Annotated in this window: 16 protein-coding genes and 2 tRNA genes; 8 read left to right on the top strand and 10 right to left on the bottom strand. The window is 44.5% G+C overall.

Annotation, left to right across the window (positions count from 1 at the left end):
- Genes H8705_RS11135 through H8705_RS11125 form a run of 3 tightly spaced genes read right to left on the bottom strand, consistent with a single transcriptional unit; the run spans position 1 to position 3,206 of the window.
- Positions 1–1,368: a family 4 glycosyl hydrolase gene (locus H8705_RS11135; protein ID WP_262395859.1), complete on the bottom strand. Its 1,368-nt coding sequence runs from the start codon at positions 1,366–1,368 to the stop codon at positions 1–3.
- 27 nt (positions 1,369–1,395) lie between these two features.
- The gene (locus tag H8705_RS11130; protein ID WP_449355748.1) at positions 1,396–2,265 is read right to left on the bottom strand and encodes a carbohydrate ABC transporter permease; all 870 of its coding nucleotides are present in this window, start codon (positions 2,263–2,265) and stop codon (positions 1,396–1,398) included.
- A complete protein-coding gene (locus tag H8705_RS11125) occupies positions 2,265–3,206 on the bottom strand; it encodes a carbohydrate ABC transporter permease (RefSeq protein WP_262395858.1) in 942 nt (313 codons plus the stop codon). The genes H8705_RS11130 and H8705_RS11125 overlap by 1 nt, the downstream gene beginning before the upstream one ends.
- 719 nt (positions 3,207–3,925) lie before the next feature.
- Here H8705_RS11125 and H8705_RS11120 point away from each other — a divergent pair.
- The 5 genes from H8705_RS11120 (at position 3,926) to H8705_RS11100 (ending at position 8,900) form a co-directional block, all read left to right on the top strand.
- Complete coding sequence (locus H8705_RS11120) at positions 3,926–5,299, top strand: ABC transporter substrate-binding protein (protein WP_262395857.1); 1,374 nt, start codon at positions 3,926–3,928, stop codon at positions 5,297–5,299.
- A gap of 74 nt (positions 5,300–5,373) precedes the next feature.
- Entirely contained in the window at positions 5,374–6,201 is an 828-nt protein-coding gene (locus tag H8705_RS11115) for a sugar phosphate isomerase/epimerase family protein (protein WP_262395856.1), read from the top strand.
- Positions 6,202–6,389: 188 nt separating this feature from the next.
- Positions 6,390–7,148: a response regulator transcription factor gene (locus H8705_RS11110; protein WP_262395855.1), complete on the top strand. Its 759-nt coding sequence runs from the start codon at positions 6,390–6,392 to the stop codon at positions 7,146–7,148.
- Complete coding sequence (locus H8705_RS11105) at positions 7,108–7,473, top strand: hypothetical protein (RefSeq protein ID WP_262395854.1); 366 nt, start codon at positions 7,108–7,110, stop codon at positions 7,471–7,473. Before H8705_RS11110 ends, H8705_RS11105 begins: the two co-directional genes overlap by 41 nt.
- Before the next feature lie 56 nt (positions 7,474–7,529).
- The gene (locus tag H8705_RS11100) at positions 7,530–8,900 is read left to right on the top strand and encodes a sensor histidine kinase (protein WP_262395853.1); all 1,371 of its coding nucleotides are present in this window, start codon (positions 7,530–7,532) and stop codon (positions 8,898–8,900) included.
- 64 nt (positions 8,901–8,964) lie between these two features.
- Here H8705_RS11100 and H8705_RS11095 read toward each other — a convergent pair whose 3' ends face one another.
- From H8705_RS11095 to trxA, 3 genes are all read right to left on the bottom strand, one after another.
- The gene (locus H8705_RS11095) at positions 8,965–9,159 is read right to left on the bottom strand and encodes an alpha/beta-type small acid-soluble spore protein (protein ID WP_262395852.1); all 195 of its coding nucleotides are present in this window, start codon (positions 9,157–9,159) and stop codon (positions 8,965–8,967) included.
- 124 nt (positions 9,160–9,283) lie between these two features.
- Positions 9,284–9,838 (bottom strand): hypothetical protein, encoded by a 555-nt coding sequence (locus tag H8705_RS11090; RefSeq protein WP_262395851.1) that lies wholly within the window; start codon positions 9,836–9,838, stop codon positions 9,284–9,286.
- 107 nt (positions 9,839–9,945) lie between these two features.
- Positions 9,946–10,263: a thioredoxin gene (gene trxA / locus H8705_RS11085; protein ID WP_262395850.1), complete on the bottom strand. Its 318-nt coding sequence runs from the start codon at positions 10,261–10,263 to the stop codon at positions 9,946–9,948.
- A gap of 362 nt (positions 10,264–10,625) precedes the next feature.
- On the opposite strand from trxA, the gene H8705_RS11080 reads away from it, so the two are divergent.
- From H8705_RS11080 to putP, 3 genes are all read left to right on the top strand, one after another.
- Positions 10,626–10,699: transfer RNA gene (locus H8705_RS11080), tRNA-Gln, on the top strand.
- A gap of 35 nt (positions 10,700–10,734) precedes the next feature.
- Positions 10,735–10,811: transfer RNA gene (locus H8705_RS11075), tRNA-Pro, on the top strand.
- A gap of 278 nt (positions 10,812–11,089) precedes the next feature.
- Complete coding sequence (gene putP / locus H8705_RS11070; protein ID WP_262395849.1) at positions 11,090–12,646, top strand: sodium/proline symporter PutP; 1,557 nt, start codon at positions 11,090–11,092, stop codon at positions 12,644–12,646.
- Positions 12,647–12,829: 183 nt separating this feature from the next.
- Here the strand turns inward: putP and H8705_RS11065 are convergent, their stop codons facing one another.
- Genes H8705_RS11065 through H8705_RS11050 form a run of 4 tightly spaced genes read right to left on the bottom strand, consistent with a single transcriptional unit; the run spans position 12,830 to position 17,060 of the window.
- Positions 12,830–13,942: an ABC transporter ATP-binding protein gene (locus H8705_RS11065; protein ID WP_262395848.1), complete on the bottom strand. Its 1,113-nt coding sequence runs from the start codon at positions 13,940–13,942 to the stop codon at positions 12,830–12,832.
- Positions 13,942–14,967, bottom strand: coding sequence for a FecCD family ABC transporter permease (locus tag H8705_RS11060; RefSeq protein ID WP_262395847.1), 1,026 nt, complete (start codon positions 14,965–14,967; stop codon positions 13,942–13,944). The genes H8705_RS11065 and H8705_RS11060 overlap by 1 nt, the downstream gene beginning before the upstream one ends.
- A 39-nt stretch (positions 14,968–15,006) precedes the next feature.
- On the bottom strand, positions 15,007–16,161 hold the full coding sequence (locus H8705_RS11055) for an ABC transporter substrate-binding protein (RefSeq protein WP_262395846.1): 1,155 nt from the start codon (positions 16,159–16,161) through the stop codon (positions 15,007–15,009).
- 2 nt (positions 16,162–16,163) lie between these two features.
- Complete coding sequence (locus tag H8705_RS11050) at positions 16,164–17,060, bottom strand: hypothetical protein (RefSeq protein ID WP_262395845.1); 897 nt, start codon at positions 17,058–17,060, stop codon at positions 16,164–16,166.
- Positions 17,061–17,168 lie beyond the last annotated feature (108 nt).

Raw genomic sequence — 17,168 nt, 5'->3', positions numbered from 1 at the left:
TTACCAAATCTTTTTATAACTGCCCAGGTAAGCCTCTGTATTTTTCAGCATAGCCATAAACATTTCTTCCGCCTGGCCATGAGAAATACGGGTAACCAGTTGATCGTTTTGGAAGGCAGAAAGGCATCCGCTCAGATCGTCCTTCAGACAGCTGGTGACCACCTGGTCAAAATTATCCGAAACTCTGATGGTCATGGCATGAGGAACGCCGCCTAATTCGCCTGCAATTACCGGAGTAATTTTTCCGCTGGTAAAATGAGCGTTCGTCTCTACAATCCGCCCCAGAGGGAGATCAGACACCTGTCCCTGGTTGGGAAGATTTACGTTTGTGACTAAATCCCCCATTCCCATCAAAGCTTTCATCTGGTGAACTCCTTCTTCTCCAGATTCTTCCGGATGAAATTCCCGGGTTCCATTAATTACCGCCATCGCGTTTTCATAACGCTCCTGATATTCTTCCCTTCGGGCGGGAACCGTGGTCAACCCAAAGCCCCACTGTTTTACTACGTCGGGATTATCCAGATACCATTGGCCAGGGCAGAACTCCGCTAGATGCCGGTCGCCGGCAGCGGCGATCTTATGATAACGCAAAAACAGATCGAACTTTATTCTATGCTTAAACGAGTACATCCGGCAGCTATCATCCTCATCAAAGTCATTGTTGTCAATGCCTTCGTAATGTTTTACTGCAAACTGTTCGTACAGGGGCAGAAGATCAATATCCTTATAAAAAGCGGAATCTATCCAGGTAAAATGATTGATCCCCTTTACGTTGACCTTAATCTCATTGCGCTGGACATTTTCCAATCCTTTTACTTCTTTGAGCATAGACGCCAAAAGACGCTGTGTGCCAAAAACCTCATGGCAGCAGCCAAAAGCCTTTATTTTAGGAAAAACACGGTATAAGGTGTCGGTGCACATGGACATAGGATTGGTGTAATTGATGACCCAGGCGTTAGGAGCGTATTTTTCAATGGCTTGAGCAAACTCTACATACATAGGAATAGTACGAATCGCCCGGACAATTCCGCCGGGGCCGGTGGTATCGCCCACCGATTGATAAATCCCATATTTTTCCGGATAATGAACGTCGGATTCCATACAATCCAGTCCGCCGGGCAGAATGGAGATAATAACAAAATCGGCGCCTTTTAACGCTTCCGGAAGAGTAGGTACCGCCTTATAAACAAAACGGCCTTTTCCAGACAAGTTCCCGATTTTTTCATTGCGTTTGGCGGCTTCCATATCAATATCATATAGCAGCACTTCGCCGCTGATGGTTTCATCACAAGCCAAATCGCTCATCAGTTTCCAAGCCCAGGCAGTAGAACCGCCGCCGATATAAGCAAGCTTCATTTTTTGCACCATAGAAATGTTCCTCCTTAAATTAGATGGTTATCCTTTCAGGCCTGAGGTGGCGATTCCTTCTACAAAATATTTCTGTGCGAAGAAAAACAGCAGAACTACTGGAAGGATGGATACCAAAGACATTGCCATTACCTGGTCCCATGCCACGGTAGAAGAAGTGTCCAGGGAAATTCGAAGCCCCAGGGCAAGAGGGAATTTTTTTACACTGTTGATATAAATCAGAGGATTAAAGAAATCGTTCCATGTCCACATAAATTGGAACAGGCCGGCAGAGAACAAAGCCGGTTTCATCAGCGGGAGCAAAATTCGTACAAACAGCCGGAAAGAACCGCAGCCGTCAATTTCCGCCGCTTCGTCCAATTCCCTGGGAATCCCCCGCAGGAACTGTACCAGCATAAAGATGAAAAATGGATAACAGGCGAACATCGCCGGGACGATAAAAGGCTTATAGGTGTTAAGCCATCCCAATTTATTAAACAGCAGATAACGGGGGATAATGATTACCGCATCCGGCAGCATGAGAGTAGAAATCATAAGCCCGAATAGAAGTTTTTTCATTGGGAAACGAAATCTTGCAAATCCATATGCTACCAGGGAACAGGAAACCAGGGTGAAAAATACCACTGGCACCACGATCATAATAGAGTTTTTAAAAAAGTCGGTAAAATTATACTGACCTACGCCGTTCCAGCCTTTGACAAAAGCGTCAAAAGAAAAGGAGTTAGGCAGCAAATTTTGGGAACCAAAAATTTCGGCATTGGTTTTAAAAGAACCGAAGAACATCCAGATAAACGGGTAGATCATAATGATCCCCACACAGGTCAGGACACAGTAGGAAAGAATTTTGCGCAGTTGGCGGTTTCTTTTAAGGGACCCCGCGACGATATGCTTTTCCACTAGAAATCCCCCCCATCTTCATAATAAACCCAGGCGTCCGAAGAACGGAATACCAATAAGGTAAACAACAGAATAATAGCGAACAGCACCCATGAGATGGCGCAGGCATATCCCATTTTAAAATTGCGGAAGCCTTCGTCATACAGCTTCATACCAATTAAGTAGGTGGATTTTAACGGACCGCCGTTGGTAATAATAAAGGCGGCGGTAAAGTCCTGGAAAGCGTTGATTGACTGCATAACTAAATTAAAAAATACAATCGGGGTTATCATGGGCAGAGTAATTTTAAAGAATTGTTTTACCTTGGAGCCGCCGTCAATCTCTGCCGCTTCATATAATTCAGCGGGGATTTGTTTGAGCGCGGCCAGGAACAGCACCATAGAGGAACCAAACTGCCAAACCTGCAGCAAGCAGATTACAATCATTGCAGTACCGGGGGTTCCCAGCCAGTCTACCGGACCGATATTAATTGCGGAAAGCAGACCGTTGATAATTCCTTCCTTCATAAACAGCAGTTTCCACAGAGCAGAAATCGCGATGCTTCCGCCTAAAATAGAAGGCATATAATAAACTGTACGATAAAAATTGACACCTTTGAGTTTAAAGTTTAAAATATAAGCAACGAACAGCGCAAAGATCAATTTTGCCGGAACAGAAATACAGGCGTAGGTTAAGGTAGCGGTCAGGGATTTGACAAATTCCGGATCCGCTGTAAAAAGCTGAATATAATTTTTTAACCCTACAAACTTCGGCGCGCTCATCATGTTATAATTAGTAAAGGAATAGCCAAAGGAAGCGAGCAGGGGGCCAAATTGGAAAACAAAAAATCCAATCAGCCAGGGAGTGATGTACAGGAGACCTCTCCATTTTCGAAAACTTCTTTTTTTCTTTGCAGGTGTCTGTGATACAGCCTCAGCAGCTGACTCTCGCAGCTCAACCATAGCAAATTTCCCCCAATCATTTGTTTTTTATAGCCGCGCCTTAGTAAATCGAAGATTTCCTCCCGCCTTTGGCGGCAAAACGCTCTGCGTTTTCAGGCGCTGGCTGCAAAGAGCATCCCAAGGTTTCGCGAAAGCGAAACCTTACCCGGACAGTGTCCGGCGCAAAACATCGTTTGCTGGGATTTTTTATAGCCGCGCCTTAGTAAATCGAAGATTTCCTCCCGCCCCTGGCGGCAAAACGCTCTGCGTTTTCAGGCGCCGGCTGCAAAGAGCATCCCAAGGTTTCGCAAAAACGAAACCTTCCCCGGACCCTGTCCGGCGCAAAACATCGTTTTGCTGGGATTTTTTATAGCCGCGCCTTAGTAAATCGAAGATTTCCTCCCGCCCCTGGCGGCAAAACGCTTTGCGTTTTCAGGCGCTGGCTGCAAAGAGCATCCCAAGGTTTCGCAAAAGCGAAACCTTTCCCGGACCCTGTCCGGCGCAAAACATCGTTTTGCTGGGATTTCTTATTTAAGTATAACATTGGTATTTTCACTTTAAAATGTTGCTTACTTCTTAAAAAGTATCATTATTTACGGAACTGTTCTTTTTATGGAACAAACAGGAAAAGATGATACCTTTTGAGAAATTAACGACATGTACAGGGCGGCATTTCGTCATTTATAATAAGAGCAAGGATTACTCCTTAAAAAAACTATGAAAAAGGGAGACACAGAAAAATGAAAAGGTATATAAGTTGTGTTCTTGCTGTATTAATGGCGTTGTCTATGCTGTTGACTGCCTGCGGTTCCTCGGAGACCCCGGCGGCAGACGGCGCGACCGGTTCTACTGGCAGTACCGCCGATGGAGCTGCTGAGGGAGAAGAGCCGCAGCCGGTGACTTTCCGCTTCCAGTGGTGGGGAAGCGACGCCCGCCACGAAGCGACTTTGGCGGTAATCGATCAATATATGAAAGAAAATCCTCATGTGACGATTGAAGCGGAATACCGCGGCAAATCGGACCGCGAGAAGGTTGCTACTGAATTGGTCGGCAATCAGCTTGCTGATCTGGTCCAGCTGGACTATGACTGGTTGGGCGACTTTACTACTGCCGGAGATTATTTTGTGGACTTGAACACCTTAACCGATATTATCGATATGTCCGGGTTTGATATGGAATTTGCCCGTTCCTATGGGGAATATAACGGCAAGCTGATCGCTTTGCCTACCGGACTCAATGCCAACGCAAACATTATCAATAAAACCTTGGCGGAACAGTTTGATATTCCTACAGGTATGGATACTCAGTGGACCTGGGAAGACTACCTTGAGATCGGAAAAACTGTCCATGAAAAAGATGCGAATAAATATTTCCTGAATGCGGATTCCGTTACCTTATATTTCTATGTATTGTCTCCCTATCTGCAGCAGCTTACCGGAAAAGAAGTAGTTGGCGATGATTACACCCTTGGTTTTACTGCGGAAGAACTGACACAAGCATTGGATTACATAGGCAAACTTTATGAGGCGGGAGTTGTCCTTCCTGCCAGCGAGGCGAATGTATTCTTAGAAAATCCATGGACCAATCCGAAGTGGATCAATGGAGATTTTGTAACAGAATTGTCTTTGACCTCCACCATGCCTGCGGAGCTGCAGGATATGCCAGGGGAAGGCTCAGCGTTTATTCTGCCGATGATGGAAAATGCAAAGGCCAGCGGAATTACTGTTTACCCATCTCAGCTTTTGGGGATTAGCAAAGAGTGCGAGTGCGTGGAAGAAGTAGCGAAATTTATGAACTACTTCTATAACAGCGAAGAAGCGGGCGTAATTTTAAAAGACTGCCGTGCTATGCCGCCGGTAGAAAAAATCCGTAACCTATGCGCAGAGCAAGACCTGCTCAATCCCGCCGTGGTGCAGGCTACCGAATATGCGATGGCAAATCCGGGATTGAAACCGAACTCCAACAGCGGTAACTCGGAGGTAGAGGAGATCTTTATCAGTGCCTGCGAACAAATCGCATATGCCCCGACGGACGCTGCGAATATTGCTGCCAATACAATTTCCCAGTTGGAAAAAGTAGTAGAAGCGATGAAAGAAGAAGCAGCGGCGGCCTAAAACTTAATAGAAAAAGCTCTCCGCCTTCACAGGCGGAGGACTTTTAAATATTTTATGAGAAAGGGCGCAAGATAATGAGACAGTTTAGCCATTTAGTATTTTATTTCTGCGAAGGGGAATATGATATCATACAAACCCCACAGATCTTTAGAGAAAGGGTGAGGGATCTAGCTAAAGCTGGATATACGGGAGTTGAGCTGATGGTGCGGGACGCCCAGTATGTGGATATCGCCATGCTCCAAAGTGCGCTGAAAGAAAATAATCTAAAGGTATCAGCTGTCGGTTCTGGTAAAGTGTATACCCAGGACCATTTGTGCTTTTGCAGCCAGTATGCTTCTGTCCGCCAGCGTGCGGTGCAGCGGATAAAAAATCATATTGACCTTGCTGTGGAATTAGAAGGAAATCCTCCGGTTATTCTGGGAAGTATTCGAGGAGGAGAGCCGGATGTGTGCCAGTGCGGGATGCTTAATGTGGAAGACTGTTTGAGACAGTGCGCCCAGTATGCCGCTGAAAAGAGCGCTCGTATAGCGGTGGAGCCGATTACTCGACTAGAAATTTCCTATATTAACACTGTTCAAGAGGCAGTAGAAATGGTGGAGCGTATTGGGGTTTCTTCTTTGGGGATTGCCATCGACAGTTTCAATTTGGATCTGGAGGAGAGAGATGTAAGCGAGGCTATTCGTTTGGCAGGAAAACATATATTTTACGCTCAGGTAGCGGATACTCGACGGTACTATCCTTCCTGGGGACACTTTGATTTTGATGGATTTTTTAAGGCGCTGAAAGAAACCGGTTATCAAGGCTTTGTAGGAGTAGAGCCGGAGGAATATGAAAACGGTCCAGTGGAGGATGCCAAGCTAGGACTGGAATATTTAAAGAAAAATTATGGAGATATGATATAATAAAACTCCGGGAATGGTTTCGCGTTTGCGAAACCATAGGATGTTCTTTGCAGCGAGCGCTCCAAAACCCGGAGGGTTTTGCCGCCGTGGGCGGAGGCAAATCTTTGATTTGCCAGGGCGCGGCTATAAAAAACCATTTTTTTGATGCGGTAGGATCATAAATGTGTGGTGGGTAAGGAGGAGCGGTTATGTATAATTTGATTATTGCGGATGACGAGCCTCGTATTCGGGAGGGACTGCTTTCGCTTTACCCGTGGGAAGAATGGGGCTTTCATCTATGCGGCGCCTTTGAAAACGGAAAGAAAGTATGGGATTATCTTGCCCGTTGTAAAACAGATGTTCTTCTCACAGATGTTAAAATGCCGGTGATGGACGGTATCGAATTGCTGCGCAAGATTAGCGAAAACCATATTAAAATACGCAGTGTACTTTTAAGCGGCTATAATGATTTTGAATTTCTTCGCCAAGCCATTGTGTACGGAGCGAAGGACTATATTTTAAAACCGGTCAAGCCGGAACAGCTAAGCGCAACCTTTCTTCGGCTGCGTGAAGAGCTGGATAAGGAGCGCAATAATTATACCCAGCCGCCGTCAGAAGGGTATTATGACAAAATTGTATTTTCTGTAATGAAATATGTGCAAGAAAATCCCCGTACCGCTAATTTGGAAGAGGCGGCGCTGCGGGTGAGTTTGAGCCAAAACTATCTGTCCACGGTATTTAAACAAAAAACGGGGCAAAATTTTTTAGAATATGTGATTGGTTATAAAATGCAGGTAGCGGCGCAAATGTTACAGGACATCTCATTAAAAACTTATGATGTGGCTTATGAGTTGGGATATGACAACCCGAAGAATTTTTCTAGAGCGTTTAAACAGTTCTACGGAAAAACCCCGCGAGAGTTTAGAAATGGAAGTGATGAGATTGTTCCTTCACAGAGAGATGGATAACATAAGAGCACGACAATCTTTTTTTAAAAAGAATTTTATTTTTTCTGTGGCAATGATGTTGATTCCACTGTTGATTTTTAACTTTTTTGTGCTGGGATTTACCCAAGAGAAACTAAAAAATGAATTAGAAGAAAATGCTGCTCGTAACTTACAATATACAAAGGAGCAGCTTAATCAGATTTTTATAGAGATCTCCTATTTTAAAACTTTGTTTGTTTCGAATCCTCAGATGAATTTGCGTCTGCTGGATTCTTTGGCGGAAACCCAATCAGTTATGCGGATGCCCTGGCAACTAAGGATATGTATAACTATATTTCCGCCTTGAGCGGAATTAAACCCGCCATACATTCTATTTACCTCTCTCGCTTGGAAAGCGATTATATGATTGTAGGGAGTAATCGAAAGCTCCGCTCCTCTTATTTCGATACGGAGTGGTATACTTCCTTTAAAGAGCAGTCTCCTTTGGTTGCTTCCTGGATGGAAGTTAGACAGATTAAGCAGTATAGCTTTGAAAAAGAAACCATGCCGGTGCTTAGCGTTTTTTTGAAACTGAATTATAATGGGATCATGGTAGTAAACCTGGATTTGAAATATTTTGAGAAACTGCTGGCAAACAATGTTTTATATCCGGGACAGAGCATTCTTTTATTGGATTCGAAAAATAACATTATCTGTTCCAGCGGCCAGATACCGGAGGATTGGAAAATTCAGGATGAATCGTTTACGGGAAGTCACTCTGGTACACAGCGGAAAAAAGATTACTATGAGATCCGTATGCCGACCGCTAATAATTTTAATCTTACCTGCGCGTCTCTTATTCCATTTAGTTCGGTATATGAGATCACAAATTTAATTTTAAAATCAACTGTTATATTGAGTTTTATTTTGATCGTTATCAGCGGGATATTTTCATTTTATCGGACAAGAAATGACTATCGGCAGATCAGTAAAATTATTAATACCTTTGATTTGGCCCAGCAGAATAAACCTTTGCCAGTACTGGAATATAAAAAAGAAGACGCATATTCTTTTATTCTGCAAAATGTGGTTCAGTCTTTTATCAAACAATCGTATTTAGATATGCAGCTCACTCAAAGACAACTCTCCCTGTTTTCCGCTCAGTTAGCGGCGCTGCAATATCAAATCAATCCTCATTTCTTATTTAATACCTTACAGAGTATTTCCTTGGAGATTCAGAAAAAATGCGGTATTGACAATTCCGCGGTCCTGATGGTAGGGCAGTTATCCGATATTCTTCGATATTCTTTAGGGTCTCCTGACAAAGCGATCTCTATAAAAGAAGAGATTGAAATTGCTAAAACGTATGTAGAGCTTCAAAAATACCGTTACTGTCAAAAGATTATGGTGTTTTGGGAGTATTCACAGGAGTGCTTGCAGTGTAAAATTGCAAGAATGCTGCTGCAGCCGATTATTGAAAATGCGTTTGCCCATTCTAAACGGGAGGAGCAAGATATTTTAGTAAAAATTCGTCTTCGGTATAAGAATGGAAATTTACAGGTGAAGGTGATCGACAATGGGATTGGTATGCCTCCAGAAAAATTACGGGAATTAAAAGATTCCTTCCAAACCCCGGACGACCCAATAGCCGCTGTCATACATATCGGACTTAAAAATATCAATGCTCGGCTCCGGCTGTTGTACCCAGAAAATCGGGGGCTGATTATACGCAGCCGTTTAAACTTAGGAACAGTAGCGGAGTTTAATATTCCACAAGATTTTACACAGGAATAAAAGAAACCGAGCAGGGCGGTTGCCCTGCTCGGTTTTCATTTAAATTCGTTATGAGCGAATTTAATTATTTCATGGAATTTTCGTAAGCTTCGATCATTTTTTTAACCATCTGACCGCCAACAGAACCAGCTTCTCTGGAGGTCAGATCGCCATTGTAACCCTGTTTCAGGTTTACGCCTACTTCACTAGCGGCTTCCATTTTAAATTTGTTAAGAGCTTCTTTAGCACTCGGTACTACAGGATTATTACTTCTAGACATAATTGTTTTACACTCCTTAAGTTTTATGAGATTTTTTCTTGCGTTTGCAATATTATTATAGGCATAGCATAATTAAATATAACTGCCAAATGTTTCGTAAATACCATCCAAAAATCACCTAGATTTAAAATGCCAAATTCCAAAGATTTTTTTGGATAAAAGGAGTTTTTTCTCCTAATAGACATAGGGCGGCAAAACAAGCCATCAATGAAAAAGCGTCCACTGGCGTTTGAAAAGATACAGGCAGCTCAAAAGGTTCAACGATTATTCCATCAAAAGCGGTAAGAGGCCGCTGCAAGGAGAGAACAGCGCTGTCCACCGCCAAGGAGGACAAGGTAATTGTATCTGTACGAGAAAGTCCACAGGTGATCGCTTTTAATTTTCGTTTAGCGATCTGGCTGACGGATGCGGTATCTGAGCTGTCTACAATCACCGCATAATTTTTACATTGAATTTTCTCAGGTAAACAGGAGGAGCTGCGGACAATAAACGCTCCATGAGGACAGGTAATCTCTTTAAATTGGGCCGCGCGGAAAAAAAGGATATCCGCGTCTTTTTCAGGCTGAATCAGATGACTTGCGTCTGAATAAAGAATAGAAACATATTCATTTACAGCCGCGTCTAAAATTTTATAAAGGTACTTATCCGCTGGTTTTTCTGAACCGGTTATAATAATCACCGCAACTCCTCCGCCATCTCTTTATTTGGAAGGTCATAATAAAGTTTGCCCGATAAAATAAATAAAATCCTTTGCGTTAGCAAAGGATTTTATTTCATCAATAATCATTATGCCTGTTCCAGCATGTGGGCTAGCGCTTGCTTTGACTGGAGACCGACCACACGGTTGACCTCCTGACCATTTTTAAAAACTAAAATAGTAGGGATGGACATAACACCAAATTTTACGGCCAATTCCTGTTCGTCATCTACATTTACCTTACCCACAACCGCTTTCCCTTCAAATTCCTGGGCAATACTATCAACAATAGGCCCAACCATCTTGCAGGGCCCACACCAGGGCGCCCAGAAATCAACAAGTACAAGTCCTTTCGAATTTAATACTTGTGAAACAAATGTATCTTTTGTAAAATGAACCGTGGACATAACATGGCACCTCCCAATAATTATTATGAATTGCTTTTTCTTGGTATATCTAATTATACACAAATCCAGTATATAATCAAGCGATTTATAAGTTTTATTGCGGAGCAATAAAACTTATTCCTAGTTTCTTACAAAAGCGAAACCAGCCGCGGATGCCCCGCGGGGGGAACATTGTTTTGGAGCTGTTTTTTTATAATATCTTAAATATAACGAGTTGTTTTTTATTAGTATGATCGCTTCAAATATAATTATGCCAAAACCAGATTTGATAAGAATTATTGGTTGTTTTTTCTTAAAAATTGAAGAGAAAGGCTTGACTTTTTTGGTGGGTACGGTATAATATAATTCGTGACTGATCACGTTGCCCGATTGTGTAATGGTAGCACGGCAGACTCTGACTCTGTTTGTCTGGGTTCGAATCCTAGTCGGGCAGCCACTTTTTATGGCGGCGTTTGCCGCCATATTTGTCCTCGAGGTGTGGCTCAGTTTGGTAGAGCGCTGCGTTCGGGACGCAGAGGCCGCAAGTTCAAGTCTTGTCACCTCGACCATGCAGAGTGCCCTTATAGGATTTGAGTATCCTGTAACGGGCACTCTGTTTTTTTGCTCTCAGATAGTTTTGCAAAGCGGGCAATGTTAACCTTGCAGAAAATGACGTAAATCTTACGTGTACATTTAAGTTTCTTTTTGATTCGAATATGTAATGTTAATATCTTTTTAAATTACGGATTATTATATTGACTTTTTTAATTTAATACAGTAAACTAGAAAAGAGTACGTTGCCATTTTATAGATTGTGAAAGAAATAGAATTTTTGGAGGAAGCCGTAATGAGCAACACATTACAAATACTGATTGCCATGATGATCTATATGAGTGCGGTCATCCTAATTGGACTATTTTTTGCGCGTAGGGCAAATAGGAGCTCAAAAGAGTACTTTATTGGCGGGCGCAGTCTGGGGCCCTGGATCACAGCCATGAGTGCTGAGGCTTCTGACATGTCTGGATGGTTACTTATGGGGCTGCCCGGTGTTGCCTATTGGTGCGGCATTTCTGATGCTGCATGGACGGCTATCGGTCTTGCTGTTGGCACATATCTTAATTGGTTGATTGTCTCCAAGCGTCTGCGCCGTTATAGTGAAATCGCCGATGAATCCATTACACTTCCTGAATTTTTTTCTAATCGCTTCCATGAGCATCGCAAAGTCATTATGAGCATTGCAGCGCTCTTTATTTTGATTTTCTTTACTGTATACGCATCCAGTTGCTTTGTGACCTGTGGTAAGCTTTTTTCTACATTATTTGATATGCCATATATACCTATGATGATTATCGGAGCAATATTTGTACTTCTATATACCATTCTGGGTGGCTTCCTGGCAGAAAGTGTTTCCGACTTTATGCAGGCCTGTGTCATGATAGTCGCGCTTAGTATTGTGGTTTTGGTAGGTACTCACGCTGCTGGTGGTTTAGATGCAGTGGTTGCCAATGCAAAATCAATTCCCGGTTTCTTTGATTTTTTCGGAATTGCTAATCCTGTTACTGTAGATGGTGTACAGCAGATCGTAAACGGACAACCTCAGTTTGGATCGGCTGCACCCTATGGTATACTGTCGATTGCCTCCTGCATGGCATGGGGACTTGGCTACTTTGGTATGCCGCAGGTACTACTTCGCTTTATGGCGATTCGCTCGGAGAGCGAGCTTTCTCGCTCACGCCGAATCGCGACTATTTGGGTCGTAATTTCTCTTGGCGTGTCTGTCTTTATTGGTATTGTTGGCCGCGCCCTATTTCCTGTAGCTCTCACAACCTCCTCTGAGGCGGAAAATATATTTATTGTTCTGTCCAGCCATCTGCTGCCGCCTCTTTTGGCAGGTTTTGTGATGGCAGGTATCCTTGCGGCAACCATCAGCTCCTCCGACTCGTATCTCCTCATTGCGGCATCTGCGTTGGCAAAAAACATTTATCATGGAATTTTCCGAAAGGACGCCACAGATAAGAAGGTTATGCAAATTTCCCGCATCACACTTTTAGTTATTTCCCTGATTGCCATGGTAATTGCTGCAGATGAAGAAAGCGTCATTTTTACGATTGTCAGTTTTGCTTGGGCAGGATTTGGCGCCGTATTTGGACCTCTGATGCTGGCGTGTCTGTTCTGGAAGCGTGTAACCCGTGCTGGTGCTATTGCTGGTATGCTGTCGGGAGGCTTTATGGTATTTGTATGGAAACTGTTCATTCGTCCTTTGGGCGGCGTTTGGAATATCTATGAATTACTGCCTGCATTTATTTTGTCCTGTGTATGTATTGTTGTTGTGTCTCTTGTAACGCCTGCCCCGTCTGCGGAAGTAACGGCGGAGTTCGATAAGGCTGTAGGAAAAGTTCTGTAAGGACACTCCAACCACGTCGGAGCAAGCTATGTATCGCTTGCTCCGATTTTTAATGCAAAATTGGAGCGCACTCACGCCGCTGCTCCTCCTTTGACGGTCTAAAACAAAAGCGAGTAAAAATTCCCCGGCCTGGCCGGGGAATTTTCATTTATACTCATATTTTTACAACCTGCCGCGTACATCTTACATGATATCGGCGCTTGGAATTACTCTAAGCCCCAAAGACAGAGCCTCCTGGTAGAGCTGGCGGTTTTTTTCGTTTATTTCCCCATAGCGGTTTAAACAGTGTATTACGGTATCGCAGGAGCTTAAACGTTTCAGCGCACGGTCATAAATTTCCTGTCTGATTTTTGTAAAGCTTTCTTCGCAGAAAACCTCTGATGCCAAATCCTGAGCGACTTGATAGTCGATATCGTTGTCGTGGAGAATGCCGGTTACAAATGGAATCTGCTTTTTTTGAAGGGCCCGGTATTCATAAATCCCCGTTCCGCCGCCTGCAATCACGAACACTTTAGCTGCGCCACATGGGCGTTGCATCTCGAAACTTCCAAAAAGTGGATTGTAGCTCCCGTTGGACAGCTCATATAGTTCGCTGATTATCTCTTTTTTGAAGATTTCTTTTGGGCTGCCAAAGCGGGTAACAAATTCCCCTTTTACACACATCACCAAATCAGACACCTTCTGGGCAAGATCAAGTTCGTGAAGCGACATGATCACCGTAATGTCCCGCTCTTTCGCCATAGTTCTGAGAATATTCAGAAGCTCCAGCTGATATCTTACATCAAGAAAAGAGGTGGGTTCGTCCAGGACGATAATTCGCGGTTCCTGGCAAATTGCCCGGGCAAGCAGTATTCTCTGGCGCTGGCCATCGCTGATCTCAGTAAAATCACGGTCGCGCAGTTCCCAAACGTTGACCAGTTCCATAGCGTCCCGCACTTTTACGTGATCCGTTGGGGAAAGGATCCCTAACATCCCGGTATAGGGATAACGGCCTGTGGCTACTACGTCTTCACAGGTCATAAGCTCTGTCTTAAGTTTTTCCGTTAATACTACAGACACCTCGTAAGACAGATCCCGATTATTCATATCATCTAAGCAGCGATTATCAATATACACCGTGCCGCAGATACTTTTTAGATAGTTAGTAATGCTCTTGAGAATAGTAGACTTTCCAGAGCCATTGGGTCCGATCAGCGACAGGATCTGCCCCTTATCCAACTGGATGTCAATGTCCTTAATCAGTGGGATGCCATTATAACCTACTGTTAGCCGCTGAGTTCGGAAAAACGCATCCATCAGCCCCGTACCTTCTTTCTGAGTAAAATACTTATTACGATAGGCGCCCCGATCACAGCGGTAACCGAACTGATGCTCAGTTCCAGCGGCGAGAAAAGGGTTCGTGAGATCAGATCGCACCCCAAGCAGAAAATCGCCCCGCCTAAAAAGCATATGGGAATAACCAGTAAGGGCTTGGAGGTTTTGAGAAAGGATTTTACCAAATGGGGCACTGCGATCCCCACAAAGGAAATTGGCCCTGCAAAGGCGGTAACACAGGCGCTTAAAATACTGGAAAGAAGCACCAGAGTTATGCGGAAGGCTTTGATATTTACTCCCATATTCTGAGCATAGCTTTCGCCCAGCTGATAAGCGCCAATAGGTTTTGAAAGCAAAAACACCACTGCTGAAGTGAAAAGCACTACTACCGCCATGACCTGCACATCCTGCCAGGAAACTCCGGAAAAACTGCCTCGGGACCAGTTGTGCAGATTTACGATACTGGCGTCGTCGGCAAAGGTGACGATAAAGTCGGTAATTGCCGAACAGATATAACCGATCATAACGCCGCTGACAATAAGCATGGAAGCGCTTCGCACCGTCCGAGCCATCAAAAGAACAAATCCCATAGAAAGCATAGCGCCTAGAAAGGCAGCAATAATCAAAGCGTACGATCCTACCACATGGGTTCTGCTGAACATCATCACCATATAAATCGCTACCGTCAGCTTTGCGCCGGAAGAAATCCCCAGCACATACGGACCGGCGATAGGATTGTTAAAGAAGGTTTGTAATAAAAAACCCGAAAGGGAAAGAGCACCGCCCAGCAGAACGGCCGCCATCGTTCGGGGAAGGCGCACCTTCCAAATGATTCCCTGATCAGTAGTGTTCCCGCCCTGTCCAAATAGGATCTTGACAATATCCGATATCCGTACGTCTACGCTGCCGAGGATAATATTCAGTAAGAGCAGCAGTGTGAAAAGAATAAGAAATATGACCAGCACAGCCGCATAGCGAAGCCGTTTTTTTATAAGCTCGTCTTTCATTTTTGTTCCTTCTTTCCCCACAGGTTTTTGTCCCGGCCGTTATTGCAGCCTATACATAAAGTTTAGCTTATTTAAAGATGCATCGTTTTCTGTAAGCATTCGGTGAATATCCGATATCATCAGACCCAACTGCGTAGTTTCTTGGAATAGATTTTTTTCGACACACCAAACATTCCCATTTTGTACCGCTTTAAAATCACGAAGCAGCTCATTTTTGCCAATGAGCTCTTCTAAGGAGGATAATTCTCCCCCGACAGTACTGTTATAGATGATAAAATCTGCGTCTTTTGCAGTAGCATAAAACTGCTCCATCTCCAAAGGGACAGTACTGGTAGCTTTTTGAGGGTCGCCCAGGTTCTCAAAAATGTAATTTCCCCCGGCAAGCTCGATCATTTTTGTTATGTAATCCCCTGATTTTCTGGCTACAGCATACCCAGAAGAACTAATATAGAAAAACGCTACGGTTTTTCCGGTATTTTCCTCTCCGGCCAGGGCCTGTAAGTAGGCAGCCTGTTCTTCAAACAGCCGGCAGGCGACTTCTTCTTTCCCCACAAGAGCCCCATACAGCTTGATCCATTCCGTACGTCCCAACGGATGGGTTTCATAACTGGACTGATCAATCAATACCGGGATACCTACCTCCTGCAGCTTTTCTTTTACCTCAGGCGCATGGTTAATCATTGTGGATTCAATGGCTAGGCTGGCGCCATGGGACATGATCAGCTCATAATCAGGAGCGTTATATTTGCCGGCGTAAAGGATATCCCCCGCCTCCATCGCTTTGCGGGCAGTTGAAATGTACCAGTCTTTCGCTTGTAGCCCTGAGAGCCGGATGCTGCTGAGAGCGTCCAGAGCGTCAAACAAACACATAGCCGAGGTGGCTACCAGATAGATATCCTCAATCGGCCGGGTAAGAATCACAATATCTTCGTCAATTCCGGCCGGAACCGTGCCTTCCTCGGGCACGATTAAGAACCGGGAACCATCTGAGATGGAAAGCAGGGTATAGTCTCCAGGGTAATAATCCACGCTGAAATTTTGCGCATACTGCAGATCCATGCTGCTTTGAACCTGCCAGCCGTTTCCAAGCTCACCTGGTGAAAGTTCGGCGGGGGTGGCGGGCAGGCAGCCGGACAACATGAGAAGCACTAGCAGCAGACAGCTTGCTTTTCGTACTATTTTTCTTATTTTCATATTTACTCCAAAGGTTTCATTGTGGCTGTATCAAAATACAAAGTATAGTCAATTTCATGGGGTTCGCTCATGGCGATGGTAGTAGCGCTGACAGCCATATCCGTGTCCAGGACTACCGGGATTTCAAAGGTGGAGTTTTCTCCCATGCTGACAGGAGAATAAGAAATACCCGATACCGTCATATTTTCATAATATGGGCTGCTCCATACGATCGTGGCTGTAGCAGCGCCGTCTGCCGCCACCGTCAGCTTTGCCGGAGAGGCCACTTCTGCGCGGCCGGTACCGCCGGAAAGGGAAACTTGAATTTGATATTCCCCCTGGGTGGGAAGGGCGGCCGGCGCAGCGGAAGAAATCGCTTCCGAAGGAAGCAGGGAGGAGTGGAACACCAAGGTACGGTCATACCATTTTTCTTTTCGGATACTCCATGCTGCGCAGTCGATTTCCTGATCCAAAGCGTCAACCGGAACTTGATAGGTATATTTACCCTCAGAGTCCTCTACAAAATAGATATATTTATCCTGGGAATCGGCAAGCGCTTCCTCCCCGGTGCCCATATACAGTTTCTCGTAACCAGTCCCGCTAAGGGTGAGGACAGCGGACATTTCTGCATTGGCCACGGTGAGCTGAGCGTCGATAATCCGGAACATGGAAGAGCTGGAGGACACCTCGATTTTATAAGTACCGTCCTGTATCTGATTTCCATAGATAGGCGTCAGCGGTTCCTGTGAAGGAGGAGGCGTTTCGCTTTCGGCAGGCAAACTTTCTGCAGAGGAAGAACTTTGTTCATTTTGGGAGGCGGGGGAGGAAATCTTTTCACCCGCGGCGTCCTGGGCCCCGCAGCCGGTTAGTATCATGGCGGCGATGATCATCACCAGTATAAAAAGTGTCAATTTTTTCATTGTAACAGTCCCCTTATGTACCTTTCCCCCTATGCGCCGCAGAGTGCGGAGCAAAGAGAGAAACGCTTCAAGTTATGAGATTTTTTATTTATAATTATACTTTATCTT

It is taken from the genome of Youxingia wuxianensis (genome assembly GCF_014385085.1).
GTDB lineage: Bacteria > Bacillota > Clostridia > Oscillospirales > Ruminococcaceae > Youxingia > Youxingia wuxianensis.
The sequence above is the reverse complement of the archived record's forward strand: the minus strand, read 5'-3'. Positions and strand labels throughout refer to the sequence as shown.